At 59.5% G+C, this 19347-nt stretch carries 16 protein-coding genes; 7 read left to right on the top strand and 9 right to left on the bottom strand.

Features of this window, described 5'->3' with window-relative positions:
- Window positions 1–33: 33 nt before the first annotated feature.
- The 8 genes from LBR61_11965 to LBR61_11930 all read right to left on the bottom strand — a co-directional run bounded on the left by LBR61_11965 (window position 34) and on the right by LBR61_11930 (window position 7582).
- Window positions 34–378: a type II secretion system GspH family protein gene (locus LBR61_11965; GenBank protein MDR1732797.1), complete on the bottom strand. Its 345-nt coding sequence runs from the start codon at window positions 376–378 to the stop codon at window positions 34–36.
- A gap of 12 nt (window positions 379–390) precedes the next feature.
- Window positions 391–1395 carry a hypothetical protein gene (locus LBR61_11960; GenBank protein MDR1732796.1) on the bottom strand — a complete coding sequence of 335 codons (1005 nt, stop codon included), beginning with the start codon at window positions 1393–1395 and terminating at the stop codon, window positions 391–393.
- Window positions 1392–2051 (bottom strand): hypothetical protein, encoded by a 660-nt coding sequence (locus LBR61_11955; protein ID MDR1732795.1) that lies wholly within the window; start codon window positions 2049–2051, stop codon window positions 1392–1394. The genes LBR61_11960 and LBR61_11955 overlap by 4 nt, the downstream gene beginning before the upstream one ends.
- A 40-nt stretch (window positions 2052–2091) precedes the next feature.
- A complete protein-coding gene (locus LBR61_11950) occupies window positions 2092–2595 on the bottom strand; it encodes a hypothetical protein (protein ID MDR1732794.1) in 504 nt (167 codons plus the stop codon).
- A 10-nt stretch (window positions 2596–2605) separates the two neighbouring features.
- Entirely contained in the window at window positions 2606–3769 is a 1164-nt protein-coding gene (locus LBR61_11945; GenBank protein MDR1732793.1) for a hypothetical protein, read from the bottom strand.
- 1 nt (window position 3770) lies between these two features.
- A complete protein-coding gene (locus LBR61_11940; protein ID MDR1732792.1) occupies window positions 3771–4763 on the bottom strand; it encodes a general secretion pathway protein GspK in 993 nt (330 codons plus the stop codon).
- Window positions 4741–5391: a prepilin-type N-terminal cleavage/methylation domain-containing protein gene (locus LBR61_11935; protein MDR1732791.1), complete on the bottom strand. Its 651-nt coding sequence runs from the start codon at window positions 5389–5391 to the stop codon at window positions 4741–4743. The genes LBR61_11940 and LBR61_11935 overlap by 23 nt, the downstream gene beginning before the upstream one ends.
- Before the next feature lie 88 nt (window positions 5392–5479).
- Window positions 5480–7582 (bottom strand): O-antigen ligase family protein, encoded by a 2103-nt coding sequence (locus LBR61_11930; protein MDR1732790.1) that lies wholly within the window; start codon window positions 7580–7582, stop codon window positions 5480–5482.
- Between the two features lie 147 nt (window positions 7583–7729).
- Between LBR61_11930 and LBR61_11925 the strand changes: the two genes are divergently transcribed.
- The 7 genes from LBR61_11925 (at window position 7730) to LBR61_11895 (ending at window position 19129) form a co-directional block, all read left to right on the top strand.
- Window positions 7730–8854, top strand: a complete 1125-nt coding sequence (locus tag LBR61_11925) for an ABC transporter permease (GenBank protein ID MDR1732789.1) — start codon at window positions 7730–7732, stop codon at window positions 8852–8854.
- 3 nt (window positions 8855–8857) lie between these two features.
- Window positions 8858–10009 carry an ABC transporter permease gene (locus LBR61_11920; GenBank protein MDR1732788.1) on the top strand — a complete coding sequence of 384 codons (1152 nt, stop codon included), beginning with the start codon at window positions 8858–8860 and terminating at the stop codon, window positions 10007–10009.
- An 86-nt stretch (window positions 10010–10095) separates the two neighbouring features.
- Complete coding sequence (locus tag LBR61_11915; GenBank protein ID MDR1732787.1) at window positions 10096–11133, top strand: HlyD family efflux transporter periplasmic adaptor subunit; 1038 nt, start codon at window positions 10096–10098, stop codon at window positions 11131–11133.
- A 30-nt stretch (window positions 11134–11163) separates the two neighbouring features.
- Window positions 11164–12930, top strand: coding sequence for an ATP-binding cassette domain-containing protein (locus LBR61_11910; GenBank protein ID MDR1732786.1), 1767 nt, complete (start codon window positions 11164–11166; stop codon window positions 12928–12930).
- A 95-nt stretch (window positions 12931–13025) separates the two neighbouring features.
- Window positions 13026–15155: a glutamine synthetase III gene (locus tag LBR61_11905; protein MDR1732785.1), complete on the top strand. Its 2130-nt coding sequence runs from the start codon at window positions 13026–13028 to the stop codon at window positions 15153–15155.
- 203 nt (window positions 15156–15358) lie between these two features.
- The gene (locus LBR61_11900) at window positions 15359–18019 is read left to right on the top strand and encodes a response regulator (protein MDR1732784.1); all 2661 of its coding nucleotides are present in this window, start codon (window positions 15359–15361) and stop codon (window positions 18017–18019) included.
- A 12-nt stretch (window positions 18020–18031) separates the two neighbouring features.
- Complete coding sequence (locus LBR61_11895; GenBank protein MDR1732783.1) at window positions 18032–19129, top strand: response regulator; 1098 nt, start codon at window positions 18032–18034, stop codon at window positions 19127–19129.
- Window positions 19130–19134: 5 nt separating this feature from the next.
- Here LBR61_11895 and LBR61_11890 read toward each other — a convergent pair.
- On the bottom strand, window positions 19135–19347 hold a 213-nt coding region (locus LBR61_11890; protein MDR1732782.1), incomplete at its 5' end, for a hypothetical protein.

Here is a 19347-nt window from a genome sequence, read left to right as displayed (position 1 = left end):
TTTACCCTCTTGCCGTATCAGGCGCATGTCCTTTTATTTTTCTTCGGCGTTGTTTTCCGGCAGATAGAGAACCATCTCCCGACCTTTATACTCCACCGTCAGCCTTCGAAAAGTCAGTTCCACATCTCCCGCCACGGGAACGGAGTCGGTCGCCACTGTCCATTTTACACCGTCTTTTTCTCCGCTGTCGGGCATATCTTCCTTCATCAGAAATTCGAGCTGCACCTTCTGCGCCTCGGCAATCAGCTCCTGCTCCAGCCGGACGTCGTTCAGAGCGCGGATGGACATCGCGATGAGCCTGAACCCGCTTACGGTCACAAGTCCGGTAATCGCCACGGCCACCAGCACCTCGATCAGCGTAAAACCCCTGCGTCGCAAACGGCACCCCGGTCAGCGAACGACGTACTTCAGAGAGACGGGCGCCCCGTCCCGTATGACTTCGACGTCAAAACGGTCGCTGTTCATGAGCGAGTTCAGGGAATTGGTGATGTCCGTCACGTTTCTGAACGCGATTCCGTTAATTGAGCGGATCGTGTCTCCCTTGTTCACTCCCAGCTGATTGAGGATACTGTCCTTGTTGATCCACTGAATTTGCAGACCCTCTCCGTCTTTGGGCGGTCGCAGGCGGACGTTCTTCAGCTCCTCGAAGGGGTTTTCCAGGAGCTTTGTGACGAGGGTCCCCTCGATCATGCCCTCTTTCCCCCCCGGTTCGGCGGCGACCACCTGACTTCCGGAAGGAGCGGACGCGGCGGATGTGGAGTCCTCGCTCCGGCGGGCGGCGGAGCCCGGAGCGCCGCCGGAGGGCGACGTTGCCCCAAAAAGCAGGTCCTTGATCACGTACTCCTCGCCTTTGCTGAAAAGAGCCTGCCGAACGCCCACGTTCTCCAGCGTGTAGACGTCGAAGCTCTCGCCGATGAGAAGGATGTGCTGTTTGCCCTGGTTTTCGATCCAGACGCCCACGTCGGGCATGGGCCACTTCAGGACGGCGGTCGCCAGGTCTCCCGTGATGACGGCGGGGGAGTCCCCGCTGATTTCGCCCCCCGAAGCGTCCTCCTCCTGGAAAGGCCGGGGGGAGATGCGGAAGGGATTGGCGTCCAGAAACGCCGTCATGTTCAGGTTCTCCGTGTCGGCGACGGCGGCGGGAAGCAGAGCCGCCTCGGCCTCCGACCGTCGGGGCCGGTTGCTCTTCTCCAGCCATCCCTCCAGGCAGACCATCCCGAACCATCCCAGAGTCAGCCCCAGCAGCAGGGGCAGAATCCAACCCCAGGCCTTCCACACCTTCCCTCCTTCAAGGGGAAGAGAAGAGGCGCTCTGGAGATTTCCGGACGCGGACCTCTCCCTTTTCGGGGATTTTCTGTGAAACATTTGTCTCAGGCTCAGGTTTTTGAGGTTCATTGTTTCGCGCCTCCTTTTTTGTCTGCCGGCCGGTCCCTGCGCAGAACCCAGCGGCCGGGGCCCTCCTGCTCAAGAGGCAGGCCCAGCGCGGACTGCAGGGAGGGAAGGTTTTGCTCGAAGGCCTCCGATTTCACGTTTATCTTCAGGTCCGCCCAGCCGATAAGCCGGGAATCGGAGGGGGTGAGGGCCATCGCTCCGGCCAGGGCCAGCTCTCCGCCGCTTCGTATGTCTTCGAGGAGGATCTGACGCCTGCTGGCCGACAGGGTGATATGTCCGTCCCCCAGGGTTATTGCCGGAATTTTTTTGAGCAGTACGGGAATCTCCCCCAGTGCGGCTCCGGTGAAGCTGAACCCGCCGGTGGGGGCCATGTTGACCAGAGAACCCGAAACGTGGGGAACGACGGTCAGGGTTTTGCAGGAGAAGGTCACCGGCAGGCCCATCAGGGTCAGCCGGGCGTCCAGGTCGCGGACGAGAAATCCCCCCCGCGCGCTCTCCACCGAAGAATATCGAATCGTCGAGGATTCCCCGAGGCGCTGATCCGCCCTTTGCAGAACGGCCTCTCCAAGCTGTTTCCAGGGCATGAACACCCATGCCGCGATCGCGATGCCCGCCGCGAAAACAAGTCCCTTCAGCATGGTTTGCAGTATTTTTTTCATATGAAGTCTGCCTCTGTCTCCGTCAAGTCCGTCAAAACCATCACATATCGGGGCCGATGATGAGGGTCATGGAAAGCAGACGCTCTTCCCCCGAGGGAATGGCCCGTATTTCGGCCGAGATGACGTAAATTCCCCGGATCATCAACCCCCGGATCATCTCCGCCAGCTCCTCGGCGTAAATTCGGTTGATTTCCACGGAAAGCCTTTTCCCGTCGGGCATGGGGACGATCCGGCTGACCCGATCCCCCTGCACGATGTCGGAGGCCACCTGGTTGAAGGCCGTCAGGGCGTCCGACGTTTCCATTTTCTCGCCTTTTTGTCCGGGGGCGATCGCCCTGTACTCCGCCGCCAGACGGACCAGAGACGCGTAGCGCCCCCGCTGGAGGGTGAGACTGGAGGCGGAGCTTCTGGAAAGCCCGTTCATCCATCCCGCCGCGCCCCAGGCGACGACGACGCAGAGCGCCACAAGAAGGAAGCGGGCTCCGCCGTTGACGTCCCCTCTCAGAATGGAGCGGACCTGGTTGGAATGCACGTCGAAATTCATCGCCATCTCCTCACCACCTGACGCTCAGATTGAACCGGTACCCGACTCCCGGCGCGGCCTGCAGGTTTTCGAGGGTGGCCGAGCTGGAGTTCTCCAGACAGGCTCTCTGAAAACTCTGAACCGTTCCCACGTCCGGCGCGGATCCCGTGTAATCGACCCTGTCCACATTGTAGCGCACGGAGTCCAGCGTGACGTCCATGCTGGGGTTGTTTTCGAAAATCGTCCCCAGCTCGGAGAACACCTCGCTGATCATGCGCCCTTCGGAGGCTCCGTTTCCCTTCAGCTCCGCGATTTTCGCCCGGGCGAGGCCCAGAGGGTCGGAGACGGGCCCCGTTCGCGCCGGGTCGAAGGTTTCGCGATAGAGGGCGGCGGAGCGGCTTTGGAGGTCGCCGATGTCCTGCCGTATTCCGTACCAGCGCATTCCGTTTCCTCCGGCGACCAGGAGCCCAAGAATCAGCAGCCACACCGCCGCGCGGGTTCCCAGAGCCAGCGCGCGCTCAAGGCCCAGTGCGCTGTTCAGAGCGCTGTGAGAGAGATTGACCTCCTCGATCCAGGGGTATCGGGCGATGCTTTCGTTGATGATCTCCGGAAGACGGGCCAGTTCGGAGGGATTTTCCGCGTTCAGCGCAAAAAATTCTCCGGGCTCCTCCGACCGGGATTTGCAGTAGGCCTCCATCCACTCCCGCTCGGAGTCCGGAGTGGTTCGGGCGGCGGGTTTCCAACGGCAGAGGACGGGGATGCCGTTCCGCCAGAGGATCGAGCAGATGTTGGCCCTGTCCGCCCAGAGCGTAGTTCCGTTGCCGTGGATTTGGGAAACGAGGGGCAGAGGGGCCGGCCAGATGCGATTTTCGACGCCGCTCATGGGCGCCGTGACGCCCTCGGACTCCCCTTCGGAGGTGAACCAGACGACGCCGCTGCTGCTGCGGGCCGTTTTTTCCAGAACGGAGGGGAAAAGGTCCACCTTTCCCGCCGCCGTGTAGGGCAGAATTTGCAGCTTCAGCGCTTCTCTTATCCGCACGACGCTGGAGAAGGGAAACGCAAAGGAAGAAATCGCGACCGACTTCAGAGGCGACAGCGAAACGGTACGCCGCACGCGTCTGGGCAGGGAAGCGGAGGGAATCCTCTCCGTTCCGTTTTCGGTTACGCGAAAAAATACGGTACTTTCGTAAGACACTTCAAATCTCCTCCCAACGGACGACTTTACCGGCCGTTTTATCGATGACGACGTTGAAGTTCGTCCCTCCGCCGGTCTCCTCCAGCAGTTCGATCTGAATCGAAAAGTAGCGGCTTTTGAAATCCGCCAGGTTCATCAGGGCCGTCACCGACTTCGGCGGCAATCCCGGCACGTTTCGCAGGTCGGAGGTGCCTTTCAGAGACGTCTCCTCCCGGTAATCCACGATCTTTTGAGCCATGGAGTCGTCCAGACCCGGAAGAATCGCCAGAACCTCCCGGGGGGCGACGTTGAGGTTGATTTTCCCCCCGCTCCAGAGCGTGCAGTAGTCCGCCAGACCCGGCTTTCTTTCCTTTCCGCTTCCCTCGCCGTACAGCAGCGCGGGGGTCATGGTCTCGATGAGCAGAAATTCCGACAGGTCGAGGACCTGACGGTTGATGTAATGGTCCTTTTCGGCTCCCCCCATGCGGGGTTTTTTGTCCCTGTCCAGAAAGTCCAGGGTGGCGTAGATCATCTCCCGCTTCCCCAGCTTCACCCAAAGGTCCTCCCAGGTTTTCCGCAGCTCGTTGCGCAGCGTGTTGCCGTCGGGGAGAAAGAGGTTTCTCACGGGGATCCTGTCGTCCAGAGGGGTGATCTGCACGGCCCACAGCCCCAGATTGTCGGCTGGGAAGAGAAAGGGCTTGAACCAGGCGAGCCGGGGAGAGTCGTAGTTGGTCAGGGTATTGCTCTTCAGGCCGCTGATGATGGCTCCGGTCAGCACTCTGGCCATACTCCGGTTTTCCAGGGAGATTTTTTCCCGCAGCGCGCTTTTGATCTGCAGACGGGTGAACCAGGCGAAAGCGGTGGCGCAGGAAATGAAAATCACCCCCAGAAGCAGGACGGAAATCAGGATAAAACCATCCCGTGAGCGCCTGCGGCCCCGTGAACGCCTGAGCCCCGCGAAAAACGACGACAGGGAAAAGGACCGTAAATTTTTATTGGGAAAAACTGAACACATACTCGACACTTTCTCCTCCTCGCGAAAGAGTGAAACGCATGCCCTTCGGAATGGGGCCTTCGTAGTCGGAAACCCACTCGGGAGGTTCGAAAACAGAAAATCCCAGAGCCGTCACCCGGGGAATCACCAGTTGACCGTCGTCGGCCTCCAGTTTATCGGGCTCCACGTCCTCGGGCAGCTTCCCCGGCAAAAGCCAGCGGTAAAGACCGGGAATGGCGTTGCTCATGAAGCTCTCCCGAACCAGTTTGTAGACCACGCTGCCGCTGGGCTGGTTCTGTTTCACCGGAGCCGAACTCGCCACGATCAGGGTGTCCTCCCGCCCCGAACCGCCGAACGGTTCATGACCCACGAGGCGCACCACAATGGAGGCGAGGCGCAGCCCGGCTGCCACTTCCTGCGACATGAAGACCGCTGTGCGCTGAAGCGCCACGCTGTCCGCCCAGGCCGTTTCCGTCTCGGAGACCTGACGCACGGCGTAGATCACGGGGGCCAGAGACAGGGAAGCGATCACTCCAGTCAGGGCAAGGGCCAGAAGAACCTCCACAAGGGTAAAGGCGGACTTTCCCCGGAAAAAGGCATTGCTCCATCCTCTGCCTCCCCTGGCCTGAACTCTTCTTTCATCATAAATTCTTTCATAAATTCTTTTGCTGTTTATATAAAAAACCTCTCTTATACCAAATTTATATCAAATTAAAATATAAAGTTAAAAGCCCGAATCAGTTCCCCTCGGCGGGAGTGGTGATTCTCATGCCTCCGGACTCGTGGAGGGGAATCAGAATCAGGGCGTCCACCAGGTTGCCGTTGCTGTCCCGGATGTTCTTCTCCGTCTCCAGTCTGTAGGTCCCTGGCTTCAGATAGCCGGCGAGCTCCTTCAGGGCGTTCACGTCCTGAAAACGCTGGGACCACTCCAGCAGAACGCGCAGCTCCTCGGAGTGAGGTTCCCGCATAAAATGCTGTTTCAGAAGCCGGTATCCTTCGGAGAGCATTCGAATATCCTGCTCCTGCTCTCCCCGGCGAAGGTAATGATAGCCCAGGTTTTTCAGGGCTTCGTTGCGCACCATCAAATGCTTCGAGGCCTGCTGGAGAAGGTTGCCCTGCACGGTGGGGTTCGACGTGAGCAGGGCCTCCCGGATCGTCCGGTCTCCCACCATGCCGTCTCCCAGATAGAGGAGCCCCGCCAGAGCGCCCGCGGTGAACACCACTCCGCAGAGCCGGGACAGAGTCCCCAGCCTGGCCGTTCTGTCGGGCATCAGAATGGTGAACATGTCCCTGTTGGAGATGGCGAAGCCAAGGGAGAGCCACAGGATGTTCTCGATCCGGTGAAAGGGGCGGGTCCAGAAGGCGTTGAAGGAGATCAGCGCCACCAGAGAGCAGGCCCAGATAACCTCCGGCGCCACGTGCTGCCTGCGCCAGAGCATGACCAGAAGGGCGCCTCCCCACAGAACCCACATGGACAGCAGCAGGATGCCCCCCGCTGTGCCCCCCTCGCAGAACCACTGCAAAAACTCGTTGTGAGCCCAGTGGGTGTACTGCCAGAGAATGTCCGACCGGTTTTTGAACATCTCGCGCTGGGCTTCGAGGTAATGCCACTTGTACTGTCCGATGCCCACGCCCTTCCAGGGGTACATTCCAAACAGGGTGCGGGAAGTGGTCCATATGCCCGCGCGGCCGCCGAAGGTCTCCGCGTGCTGAACCATGTCGGCGGTTTTGGAGATCAGCTCCACGGAGCGCTGCTGGTTGAAGGCCGTGCTCAGGGTCAGCACCACGAGAAAAAGCCCGAAAACATGCAGCAGGCGCCTCGTGTAGCCGCTTCGCATCTGCCGGTGGAGCGTGAAAACCAGCGACAGGATCAGGAGAATCAGCAGGCCGTAGAGACCCCAGGCGGCCATGGTTCCCGCGCCCTCTCCCGGCTGGGAGTGGATTCGCGTCAGCAGCCACACCGCCAGAACGATGAGCAGCAGGATGCCCCCCGTCAGAGCCGGAGATTTTTTCGCCGCGGGAGACAAATCCTGATCGCCGAACTGGCGGAGAATGACGAAGGCCAGCACCACGAGGGCCACCCCCAGAGACAGAATCGCCGAGCGGCTGGTGCTGTTCCAGAGCCCCCAGATGTTGATTCCCATAAGGACCAGATTCAGCGTCGTCAGGGCGGGATGCCGCTTTTTCCCCTCCGGAGAGGCGGCGTAGGCGATGTAGAGGTAAATGGAGCTCATGATGCAGACCGCCATCCACAGTCCGAACATGTTCTGCTGCCCCGTGTTGCCGATGTAGTTGCCGGGGGTGGGAAGGATCAGAGGGGTAAAACCGTTGAGAGAGCGTATCTGAAGTTCAGCGAATACGACGTTGATCGCCGCGTTGATGTTGGCCAGCCAGAGAAGCGGCCGGATCGTCCGGTTGGGGAAGGAGTTCCAGGAGATGATGTAGAAGGCCCAGACGGCGGAAAAGCACAGAATTTCCTGAATGAAGCTCGGCTTGGAGAGAATGGGGATCCACAGGGGCTGCAGCATGGAGTAGGCCAGGAGCAGCAGCCAGGCCATGCCGAAGGGATCCACCCTGAAATCGATGCGACCCGGGCCGTACACGGCCAGACGTATCCCCGCCACGATCAGCGCAACTCCCACCGGTACCCCCGCCACAAAAAACTTGAGGAGGTGCAGGGTATCGTACCAGTAGACCCCGGAGTAGACCAGGTTGGGCAGCGCCAGGGAGATGAACCAGAGCGGTGCGAGAAGAAGCGGCGGAACGAGAGGAAGGGGCTCTCCCGCGGACGCCGGGCTGGAGGAAAAAGGTCTTTCCTGTCTTTTTTTGTTTTCGTTCACCGGCCTTGAAGCCGCCACATGGACCACTACCTTTCGGAAATCGTATCTCCCTATTGTATATCAGATTTCCCTCCGCCGCGACCATCTGAGCCTTTTACTTCAAATTGGTATAAAATTCCTGACGGGGGAAACGATCGGAGGAAAAATATGAAAAGTGGAAGAAGGCTGCTGGCGCTGGTCAAAAAAGAATGGGTTCAGATCCTTCGAGACCCCAGCAGCATCGTCATCGCTTTCGTGATTCCTCTCGTGCTTTTATTTTTGTTTGGTTACGGCCTGTCTCTGGACGCCAGGGAAATTCGCCTTGGGATCGCGGCGGAGGACGGGGGATGGGAAGCCAGGGACCTGACGGCGGCGTTTCTGGGCAGCCCGTATTTTCGTCCCCTGGTGAGCCCCGCCCGGCAGGAGCTTTTTCAGAAAGTGGTCGCCGGCGACCTGAAGGGCGTTCTCGTGATTCCCGCCGGTTTTTCCGCCGCGCTGCGTTCGGGGAGGGCGGAGCGCGAAACCCAGGTTCTTTTGGCGACGGTTCTTTTGGCGACGGATGGAACGTTTCCCAACACGGGGAGCATGGTGGAAAATTACAGCCTCGGTCTTCTCTCTCAGTGGGCGGAGGGGCTGTCGGGGTCCGCCGGCGGAGTGGAGGTGGAATCCCGGTACTGGTACAACAGTGAGCTGGAGAGCCGCTATTCGCTTCTTCCGGGGATCATGGCGATGATCATGTCGCTGATCGGGACGATGCTCACGTCTCTCGTGGTGGCCCGGGAATGGGAGCGCGGGACCATGGAGGCCCTCCTGTCCACGCCGGTGGGGGCAATGGAAATTCTGCTGGGCAAGCTGATCCCCTATTATCTTCTGGCGATTTTCTCCACGTTTTTCAGCCTCGGCGTGGCGGTGGGGCTGTTCGGCATCCCCTTCCGGGGCTCCCTGATCATGCTCTTTTGCGTGGGGTCGCTGTTTATGCTGTCCGCTCTGGGACAGGGGCTGATCATCTCGACTTTGGCCAAAAATCAGTACGTGGCCTCCTTTGCGGCGCTCCTGTCCGCCTTTCTTCCAGCGGCGCTTCTGTCGGGCTTCATCTTTGAAATCGACGCCATGCCTCCGCTCCAGAGGGCCGTGGCCGCGGTTCTGCCGGCGCGTTATCTGGTTTCCTCCCTTCAAACCCTTTTTCTGGTGGGAGACGCCTGGGGTGTCCTGATCCCCGACATGCTGACTCTGGCCGCCTTCGGCGTCGTCCTGCTGGGCCTGACTCTGTGCAGCACCCGAAAGCGCCTCTGAACCATGATGCGTTTCGTTCGCTTTTTCGTTTCGATTCGAAATTCCTCCTGCCGGGTGGGCGCTCTGGCGATCCGTGAGTTTTACGCCGTCCTGCTGGACCGGAAGAGCCGGGCACAGCTCTTTGTCGCGCCCCTCGTGATGCTGGCGGTCTTCAGCTTTGCCATCACGATGGAGGTGAAAAACGCCTCTCTGGGAGTGCTGAACCTGGACAGAGGCGACATGGGCCGGCGATTTGTATCGTATTTTACCTCCGGCCCCACTTTTACGCGGGTTTTTACCCTGAACGACGCGGAGGAAATCCGTCCGGTGATCGAAAATCAGAAAGCTCTGATGGTGCTGTCCATTCCCGGAGATTTCTCCTCGAAACTTTTGTCCGCCCGGCCCGTGTCGGTAGAGACCGTGCTGGACGGGCGGAAAGTCAACGCGGCCAGAATCGCGGACGGGTACGCCCGCCTTATCGCCCGGCGGTTCGAGGAGGCGGAGCTTCAAAACGCGGCCGCCCTTTCCCCGCTTCGGCTGGACGTGGCCACGCGGCAGCTTTTCAACCCCAATCTGGAGTACCTGTGGTTCACTCTGCCGGTGCTGCTGGTGCTGATGACCCAGATGGTGGCTCTTGTGGTGTCGGGGATGTCCGTGGCCAGGGAGCGGGAGCTGGGGACCTTCGAGCAGCTTCTGGTGTCGCCCCTTTCCTCCGCTGAAATTATGCTGGGCAAGGCCATTCCGGCGTTCTGTCTGGCCTTCTGCGAGGGAATTTTTGTTCACTGCGTCGCTATTTTCGGATTTGGGGTTCCTTTTGCAGGGAACGCCCTTTTTCTGGCGCTGGGGGAGGGGCTGTTCATTCTGGCCGTGACGGGGGTGGGGCTCTTTGTCTCGTCGCTGTGCAACACGCAGCAGCAGGCCTTTTTGGGGTGTTTCGTCTATATGGTTCCGGCGGTGCTGCTGTCGGGGTTTGCCGCGCCTCTCGAAAACATGCCCGTTTTTTTACAGCGTTTGACCCTGCTGAACCCCGCGCGGCACGTTCTCTCCATCACCCTGGGCATCTACCTGAAGGCCATGTCCCTGGCGGACGTTCTGCCGGAGCTGGCCTGGCTGTCGGGCATCGCCACGGCGACCCTGATTTTCGCCGCCTGGTTTTTCCGGAAGAAGACGCAGTAAAATTCACGCCGGATGAGACGCATAAAATGCGGTAAACGTAAGAAATGCAGGAAATGTAAGAACTGTAAGAAAGGGGCAGGCGTTTATTGAAAAAGAGAAAAATCCTGTTCGCCCTGATTCTCGCGGGGGTTGTTCTTGGGCTGCTGTACCGGCGGGAAGAGCTGCGGGACGGCCTTGCGCGGTATCTCGGCGGGGAATTTCGCCCCGGGAAGAACGATGAAATGAAACTTTTCGGCAGCGTCGAGTACCGTCAGGCGCTTCTGGGTTTTCGCGTTTCGGGTCGTCTCGCGGAGCTTCGCTTTGAGGAGGGGGAGCGGGTGACGGCGGGAGCTCTGATGGCCGCGCTGGATCCCGTTCCGTATGAAATCCAGAGAGATCGGCAGGTGGCCCTGCTGGCCCAGGCTCAGGCGAACCTCCGGAAAATGAGCCGCGGTTCCCGTCCGGAGGAAATTCGTCAGGCCGTGGCGGGCCGCAATCAGGTGCGGGCGTCTTTGAACCTGGCGGAGGCGGATTATAAGCGCATGGCGAATCTTTACGCTCAGGGGGCGGTTTCGAAGCAGGCGCTGGACGGCGTCACCTCGTCCAGAGACCAGCTTCGGGCTCAGCTGACCTCGATGGAGTCCGCGCTGAACCTGGCCCGCGAGGGCTACCGGACGGAGGACGTGGAGGCGGCCGCGGCCGCGGCGGATGTGGCTGAAACTCAGCTGCGGGAGGCGGAAAACGCCCTTGCCGATACGAAACTTTACGCTCCCTCCGAGGGAACGCTTCTGACCCGGGTCGCCGAGCCCGGGACCATTCTGGCGGCGGGACAGACGGTCTGCGCGCTTCAGCTTGCCCGGCCCCTGCAGGTTCGGGCGTACGTCTCGGAACCGCAGCTGGGAAAAATCCGGATGGGCATGAGGGGAAAAATCTGTACGGACGCGTCTTCGGACTTCCTTTGGGGGACGGTGAGCTATATCTCGCCGGAGGCGGAGTTCACTCCGAAGCAGGTGCAGACGGAGGATTTGCGCACCGCCCTCGTCTATCGCATCCGCCTCCAGGTGGAGGAGGATTCCGAAGGACTGCTGAAAAACGGGATGCCCGTCACCGTCCTTCTGGAGCGGGAGTCCGGGACGGACCGCTGACGTCCGTGAGTTTTGATGTCTGAAATATTGATGCCTGAAATATTGATATCTGAAGAGGGGATTTCCCTTTCGGGGATCGTGAAATCCTTCGACCCCCGAAAACGTCCGGCGCTGAACGACGTCACCGCCAGAATCCAGGGGGGACGGATCACCGGGCTGGCGGGGCCTGACGGAGCGGGAAAAACGACGCTGCTGCGGCTTCTCTGCGGGCTGCTGCTTCCGGATCGGGGGCGTATTTCCGTGCTGGGGCTCGACGTGGGCTCCCGGCCCGACGCCGTTCGTGAGCTTACCGGTTACATGCCTCAGAAGTTCGGGCTTTACGAGGACCTTACCGTCATGGAGAACATGAACCTTCAGGCGGACCTCCGCAACGTTCCTCCCGGGGAAAGAAACGATCGCTACGCGGAACTCCTGAACTTTACCGGCCTCTCTCCCTTCACGGACCGTCTCGCCGGACATCTTTCCGGCGGCATGAAGCAGAAGCTGGGCCTGGCCTGTACCCTGCTGGCCCGTCCCAGGGCGCTGTTTCTGGACGAACCCGGCGTGGGGGTGGACCCCCTGGCGCGGCGGGAGCTGTGGAGCATGGTGCGGAAGCTGCTGACCTCCCGCCATGTGGTGGTCTGGAGCACCGCGTACCTGGACGAGGCGGAAGCCTGCGACGACGTGCTGCTGATGAACGACGGAGAACTGCTTTACGCCGGGCCTCCCGGGGACCTCTCCGACCGCGTGAGGGGGCGTGTTTTTCTGATCCGCGGAGGAGGCGGAAAGCGCCGCCTGCTGGTGGGGCCGCTGATGCAAAAATCTCAGACGCTGGACGCGGTCATTCAGGGCAGCGCCGTTCGAATCCTGACCCGGGACCGGGGAGAAGAGGCCCGATCCGGCATGGACGCCCTGTCCGGGGCTTTTTCGACGGAACTTTCTCTCGCGGCGGCGGAACCCCGTTTCGAGGACGCCTTTATGGACGTTCTGGGGGGCGCCAGAGCCGCCAGTCCGGCGATTGCCGATTTTTTCGAGCTGAAGGACACCGGGGAGGAAACCGTCCGGGCGGAAAACCTGGTGAAGCGGTTTGGAACCTTTACCGCGGTGGACGGGGTCTCCTTTTCGATTCGGCGGGGGGAGATCTTCGGCCTTTTGGGGCCCAACGGCGCGGGCAAGTCCACCACCTTCAAAATGATGTGCGGTCTGCTTGCCCCAACCTCCGGGCGCTGTTCCATCATCGGCCTGGATTTTCGCGTTGCCCCCGGCGCGGCGCGTTCCCGTCTCGGCTACATGGCCCAGAAATTTTCTCTGTACGGGGAGCTCTCCCCGCGGCAGAACCTCGACTTTTTCTCAAGGGCCTACGGGCTGAGGGGGAAAGCCCGAAGAGAAAAGGTCGACCACGTCGTCGCCGCCTTTGGCCTCGCTCCATATCTGAAAATTCCGACCCGATCTCTGCCTCTCGGCTTCAGACAGCGGCTGGCCATGGGCTGCGCCATCATGCACGGTCCCGACGTGCTTTTTCTCGACGAGCCCACCAGCGGAGTGGACCCCGTGACCCGACGGGAGTTCTGGACCTGCATCAACAGCGCCGCCCTGCGGGGGGTCACCGTGATGGTAACCACTCATTTCATGGATGAGGCGGAGTACTGCGACCGGGTCGCGCTGGTCTGCAACGGCAGGCTGGCGGCCTCCGGCTCCCCGGACGAACTGAAGGCCGCGGCGGCCGTCTCTTTCAACCCCGCCCCCACCCTGGAGGACGCTTTCATCCGCCTTACGGAACAGGCGGAGGAGATTCCATTCTCTCGTACAAAAACATAGAAAAATTTTTTTTAAGCAGTTGATTTATTATTTTTATCTGCTTATAATTCATTCCAGTCCGCATACATCATAAAAATTCAGGGGGGAGTTATGGAATGAGCACGGCCGTAGAATATCCAAAAATGAGAGAAATATTCGGATCAATGGTTTTCGATCGTAAGGTAATGAAAGAAAAGTTGAACAGCGACGTGTATGAGCGTCTCATTTCCGCTATGGAGGGAGGGCACAAGCTGGACGCGTCTCTGGCGGATACGGTCGCCATGGCGATGCGCGACTGGGCGGTCAGCAAGGGAGCGACCCATTGGACGCACTGGTTCCATCCTCTGACGGAGCTGACGGCGGAGAAGCACCTGGCTTTCGCGCTGCCCTCGGCGGACGGGACTCCCATCGACATCTTTCGGGGCAAGGATCTGATTCAGGGCGAGCCGGACGCGTCTTCCTTCCCTTCAGGGGGTATGCGCTCCACGTTCGAAGCGCGGGGCTACAGCGCCTGGGATCCCAGCAGTCCGGCTTTCATCGTAAAGAGCGAAAAGGGCGGTACGCTCTGCATCCCCTCGGTCTTCCTCTCCTACGACGGGACGCCTCTCGACCAGAAAACGCCTCTTCTGCGTTCTCTGACCGCCATTGAGGACCGATCGCTTAAACTGCTGAAGCTTTTCGGGCAGCGGGGCGTGCACAACGTCTACGTGACGGTGGGGCCAGAGCAGGAGTATTTCCTTTTGGATCGTCCAAGGGCTCAGCTGAGACCCGACATCCGTTTCTGCGGCCGTACCCTCATCGGGGCCCAGCCCGCCAAGGACCAGAAGCTGGACCATCACTACATGGGAGCCATCGCTCCCCGGGTCATCGCCTACATGGACGACGTGGGACGGGAGCTGGCGGTGCTGGGTGTTCCCATCATGACCAGGCACAACGAGGTGGCCCGCTGTCAGTTCGAGTTCGCGCCCCTTTTCTCGGAGGCCAACAGGGCCTGCGACCAGAACCAGCTCGTCATGGAGACCATGCGCAAACTGGCCCGGTCTCACAACCTGCGCCTTCTGTTCCATGAGAAGCCCTTCAGCGACATGAACGGCAGCGGCAAGCACATCAACATTTCTCTGATGGACAACGAGGGGCGCAACCTCCTCAAGTCCTCCAACAATCATCGGCGCAACGTCATCTTCCTGACCTTCCTGTCGGCTCTGGTTCTGGGCGTGTCGGAGTACCACAGCCTTCTGCAGGCCAGCGTGGCCACGGCGGGGAACATGTTCCGTCTGGGCGGACATGAGGCGCCTCCCAGCATCATGAGCGTCTATCTGGGACAGACCCTGACGGAGCTTTTGTCGCAGCTCGACAAGGCGGATCTGAAGCTGCCCGACAGGGAACAGCTGGACACGGGGCTCGCAAAACTGCCCACCCTTACGCCCTACGACTGCGACCGCAACAGGACGTCTCCCATCGCCTTCACGGGAGATAAGTTCGAGTTCCGCGCGCCGGGCGCGTCTCAGTCCATCGCCCTTCCCGTGACGATGTTCTCCGCCATCTGGGCCTGGGGTCTGGAGCAGCTGACCGGAATGATCGAAGCGAGAATGGCCCAGGGCGCCGACGCCATCGACGTCGCTCTGGACGCGGTGAAGGAAGCGATTCGCAAGGGGTCTTCCGTTCTCTTCGAAGGGGACGCCTATTCTCCCGCCTGGCACGCGGAGGCGCGCAAGAGGGGCCTGATCGAGGCCGAGACCATACCCGAGAAAATCGACCTCTTCCTTCGTCCGAAAAACAGGGAAATGCTGGAAAAGCTGGGCATATTCAAGGGACATGAAATCGACGTTCTGCATGAAATCCGCATGGATTCTTTCGAACGGGCTCTGGAGATCGAACTTTCCGTCCTGTACGATATGGTGTGGGAGGGCGTTCTGCCCGCGATCTCGAAGCAGCTCATCCTCGAAAAGAGCTCTCTCTCCGCTCTGGACGGCATGAACTTCCCGGACAGCGCTCCCTGGAAGAAATTTATTCTGGAGCTGGGCGGCTTCAAGACGGGCCTCATGACGGAGTCGCAGAAACTGTGGTCTCTGAAGGAGAAGCTGGCCAAGAAGAACAGCGGACGGGAGCGGGCGGACCTGCTGGTGAAGGACGTCGTTCCTCTGATGGATTCAATACGTTCCACCTGCGACGCGGCGGAGCTTCTGATTTCCGCGGAGATTTGGCCCTATCCCATCTATCGCAACCTGCTGTCTTTGTCCGCATGACCGCCTGATTTTCAGATTTTTTCGGATTAAAAACAGAAAAACAGAAAACTGAAAACAGAAAAGAGGACCGTCACGTTCCGGTGTATTTTCGGACCGGAGAGACGGTCCTCTTTTTCGCGTGAAATGAGGGGGTATATTATAATAGTTTTGCAGCTTGTCGCATTTGCCCGGGCTGGACCTGAGGAAGCGAAAGGAGCGATGACATGGGAAACTCCGATGAGGGCGCTGAGGGCCTGAAAAACGAAGACCTGAAGGACGAGGGCCTGAAAAACGAGGGTCTGAAGAACGCCGGTGAGGCGGAAGGGGACCTGAAGTCCTTTTACGCTCGTCTGCTGCTGGAGGCCTGCACCGACGTCATCCTGGTTCTGGACGGGCAGATGCGGGTCGTGCTGGCTACCGACACGCTGGCCCGTCAGCTGGGGATCTCCGATCGGGGAGAGATGGTGGATCGGCCCTTTCAGGAACTGTTCGCCCGGAAATTTCCCCCTGCCTGGACGGAAAAAACCCTGGCCAATGCAAGGCGGGTGTACGCAACCACTCAGCCTGCCCGCTGCAACGACACGCTGTCTTTCTCTGAGGACTGCGTTTTGAAGTTTCAGACAACTCTTTCTCCCGCTCTGGACAAAAATGGAAAGTGCCTGGGGGTTGTCGTCGCCATGCACGACGTCACCGAACTGTTTGCCGCGGTGGAGCAGGCGGAGCAGGCCGCCCGGGTGAAGGGGACCTTTCTGGCGAAGATGAGCCATGAGCTGCGGACGCCCATGAACGCCATAAAAGGGATGAGCGATCTTCTTCTTCTCATGCCGCTGGACGAGGTTCAGAAGGGGTACGTCCGCAACATTCTCGGGGCGACGGATTCGCTCCTGAACATCGTGGACGACATTCTGGACTTTTCGAAGATCAGCGCGGACAAACTGGAGATTGTGACGGCTCCCTATGACGCCGGATCGATGATTTCCGACGTGGCGAACATGATCCATCTGAAGACCACGGAAAAGGGACTGGACTTCGTGGCGGACATCGATCCCTCCGTTCCCGCCATGATTATGGGGGATGCGGTGCGCGTCAAGCAGATCCTGCTCAATTTGCTGGACAACGCGGTGAAATTTACCTCCGAGGGATGCGTGAGCCTTGTCATCGAAGTCCGAAAACGCGAAGGCCGGAACTTCGACCTGGTGTGTCGGGTGGAGGATACCGGCATCGGCATCAGAGAGGAGGATATTCCCCGACTTTTCGAGCCCTTCCTCAAGACGGAACAGCAGGGAACCGGAAGCACGGGGGGCAGCGGGCTGGGGCTGGTCATCTGCCGGCGTCTGCTGGAGCTGATGAACGGAACCATCAGCGTGTCCAGCGTTCAGGAGAAGGGGAGCGTCTTTGCCTTCGAGATCCCTCAGCAGTCGGTGGGGTCCGACGTTCTTGCCCTGGTGGAAGATCCCGACAAAAAACGGGTGCTGTGCCTTATGGACCACCCCCGTTACGGAGAGGCCTTCGCGAACATGCTGCGCCGTTTGTTCGTTCCCTTCGTGATGTGCGAAAACGAGGCGGAATTCGCGAAGGCGATGCGTTCCGATTTCACCCACGTCCTTTACCGCCACGCGGACGGGGCCCTGATCATGGATCGTTACGCGCCCTGGCGCTTCGGGGCCCGGGTCATCGCGATCAAAAATATGAAGTTCGCCGCCCGGCAGAGAACGGCGCCGGGAGCCGAGGTTCTTTTCGAGCCCGTTCTGGCCTTTGCTCTGGCCCGGGCTCTGAACAAAACGGAGGTGGAGGTCGAGGCCTCCGCAGGCAGCTCCGCAGAGGACTCTTCCGAAAACTTCAGGGTCAAAGACGCCAATATTTTGATTGTGGACGACAACAACGTCAATTTGCTGGTGGCTCAGGAGCTTCTGCGCTATTACGGAATCGACGCGGATGTGGCCGAAAGCGGGGCGGAAGCTCTGGCCCGTCTGAAGGAAAAGCCCTTCGACCTGGTGTTTATGGACCACATGATGCCCGAAATGGACGGAATAGAGGCGACCCGCATCATAAAGGAAGAAATAGGCACCGAATACGCGAAGAACGTTCCGATTATCGCCCTGACCGCAAACGCCCTGGTGGGCAACGACGAGATGTTTAAGAACAAGGGCTTCCAGGATTTTCTTTCCAAGCCTATCGACATCATAAAGCTTGACGAAGTAATCGACCGCTGGGTGCGGGACCGCAAGCTGGAAAAAGAGCTCGCCGGCAGACTTGTCCCGCCTCCGCAGCCGCCGTCTCCAGGCCGCCTCGACGGCGCCGCCATTGCCGGCGTGGACATAGCCGCGGGGCTTGCGCATTTCAGCGGCAGTGAAGACATCTATCTGGAAATTCTCGGCTCTTACGCGAAAAACACGCCGGAGCTTGCCGAAAAAGCAAACCGCGCCGCCGGGGTAGACATAAAGGAATACGGCATCCTTACCCACGGTATCAAGAGTTCCAGCCGCAGCATCGGCGCGCTTGAGGTGGGAGATCTGGCCGAAAAGCTCGAAAAGGCGGCGAAGGACGGCGACGACCTTTACATCGCCAATTCACACCCCGAATTCATGGTAAAGCTCCACATGCTGTTGGACGGCCTGGAGGAATTCCTTGACGGCGCGGGAAGCGGCAAGGAAAAACTCCCGTCGCCGGACGAAGAAACCCTCGCCGCCCTGTGGGAAGCGGCAAGGGAATACGATGTGGACGCCGCCGACGAGGCTATGGGAGAACTGGAAAAATTCGATTACGAGGAAGGCGGCGACCTTGTCGCCTGGCTGCGCGGCCAGGTGGACACGACGTCCTTCGAGGAAATTGCCGAAAGGCTCGGCGGGCTTCTGGAAAAGAGCCTTGCCGCACAAAGCGCGTAATACCCGGGAGGTATGATGAAAAACGAACGCAAAACCGTCGTTCTGGTTGACGACAACATAACGAACCTTAACACGGGGAAGGCCATTCTTAAGGAAAAGTACAAGGTCTTTCCTGTACAGTCCGGCCCCGACCTTTTTGAACTGCTCGAAAAGGTAAGCCCCGACCTGATACTCCTCGACATAGAAATGCCGGGGATGGACGGCTATACCGCCATTCGCAAGCTTAAAGCCGACGATGATCTGAAAAGCATACCGGTAATCTTTTTAACCGCGTTAAGCGACCCGGGCAGCGAACTGGAAGGGCTTGACCTGGGGGCGGTCGACTATATTTCCAAGCCTTTCTCGGCGCCGCTCCTCTTAAAGCGCCTTGAAAACCACCTTACCATGGCCGAACAGCGGAAGACCCTGGAAAGCTACAACGAACTGCTCGTCGAGACCGTGGTCAAGCGGACCGGCCAGGTGGACGAACTGCAAAACGCCATTTTGAACACCGTCGCCGAGCTTGTTGAAGCGCGGGACAGCGTGACGGGCGGGCACATCAACCGTACCCAGCAATACCTTACTCTCCTGGTGGATAAAATCCTCGACGAGGGCCTGTACCGCGATGCGACCTCCAAGTGGAACATGGAATACCTCATTCCGTCGGCCCAGCTCCATGACGTGGGCAAAATCGCCATCAGCGACACGATCCTCAACAAGCCGGGCCGCCTTACCCCGGAAGAATTCGCCATTATGAAAAAGCACGTTGACTACGGGGAAGCGGCAATCGACGCCATCATGAAAAACACCCGCAAAAAGGAATTCCTCGGCCATGCCAGGGTCTTTGCCGCGACCCACCACGAAAAGTGGGACGGCTCGGGCTACCCGCGCGGCCTTAAGGGCGACGACATCCCCCTGGAAGGACGGCTTATGGCCATAGCCGACGTGTACGACGCCCTTATCGCCAAACGCCCCTACAAGGAGCCCTTAAGCGCCGCCGAAACGGAGGACATTATCCTAAAGAGCAGGGAAACCCACTTTGACCCGGTGCTGGTGGATTTGTTCAAGGACTTAAAATTCCAGTTTGCCGATATTGCCTCCGCCTACAATCAGCAATTGAAGGCGGCATAAGCTGTTCAATTCCCGCACATCGTTTGCTGGTGAAGAATGCTGCGCATTCTTCCAGGCCGATGGGTGTTCAATTCCCGCACATCGTTTGGTGGTGAAAACTCTATTGGAGGTGGCGTCAGCAACGCCGCTTCGCGGGTTGCTGGTGAAGAATGCTGCGCATTCTTCCAGGCCGATGGGTGTTCAATTCCCGCACATCGTTTGGTGGTGAAAACTCTATT

It is taken from the genome of Synergistaceae bacterium, assembly GCA_031272035.1.
GTDB lineage: Bacteria > Synergistota > Synergistia > Synergistales > Aminobacteriaceae > JAISSA01.
Note: the sequence above shows the minus strand (reverse complement) of the source record. Positions and strands in the feature narration are given on the sequence as shown.

Coding starts and splice junctions, on each gene's coding strand:
- LBR61_11955 (MDR1732795.1), bottom strand. CDS start 2,051: ATGAAAAAAATACTGCAAACCATGCTGAAGGGACTTGTTTTCGCGGCG.
- LBR61_11905 (MDR1732785.1), top strand. CDS start 13,026: ATGAGCACGGCCGTAGAATATCCAAAAATGAGAGAAATATTCGGATCA.
- LBR61_11925 (MDR1732789.1), top strand. CDS start 7,730: ATGAAAAGTGGAAGAAGGCTGCTGGCGCTGGTCAAAAAAGAATGGGTT.
- LBR61_11940 (MDR1732792.1), bottom strand. CDS start 4,763: ATGTGTTCAGTTTTTCCCAATAAAAATTTACGGTCCTTTTCCCTGTCG.
- LBR61_11910 (MDR1732786.1), top strand. CDS start 11,164: ATGCCTGAAATATTGATATCTGAAGAGGGGATTTCCCTTTCGGGGATC.
- LBR61_11950 (MDR1732794.1), bottom strand. CDS start 2,595: ATGAATTTCGACGTGCATTCCAACCAGGTCCGCTCCATTCTGAGAGGG.
- LBR61_11920 (MDR1732788.1), top strand. CDS start 8,858: ATGATGCGTTTCGTTCGCTTTTTCGTTTCGATTCGAAATTCCTCCTGC.
- LBR61_11895 (MDR1732783.1), top strand. CDS start 18,032: ATGATGAAAAACGAACGCAAAACCGTCGTTCTGGTTGACGACAACATA.
- LBR61_11900 (MDR1732784.1), top strand. CDS start 15,359: ATGGGAAACTCCGATGAGGGCGCTGAGGGCCTGAAAAACGAAGACCTG.
- LBR61_11960 (MDR1732796.1), bottom strand. CDS start 1,395: ATGAACCTCAAAAACCTGAGCCTGAGACAAATGTTTCACAGAAAATCC.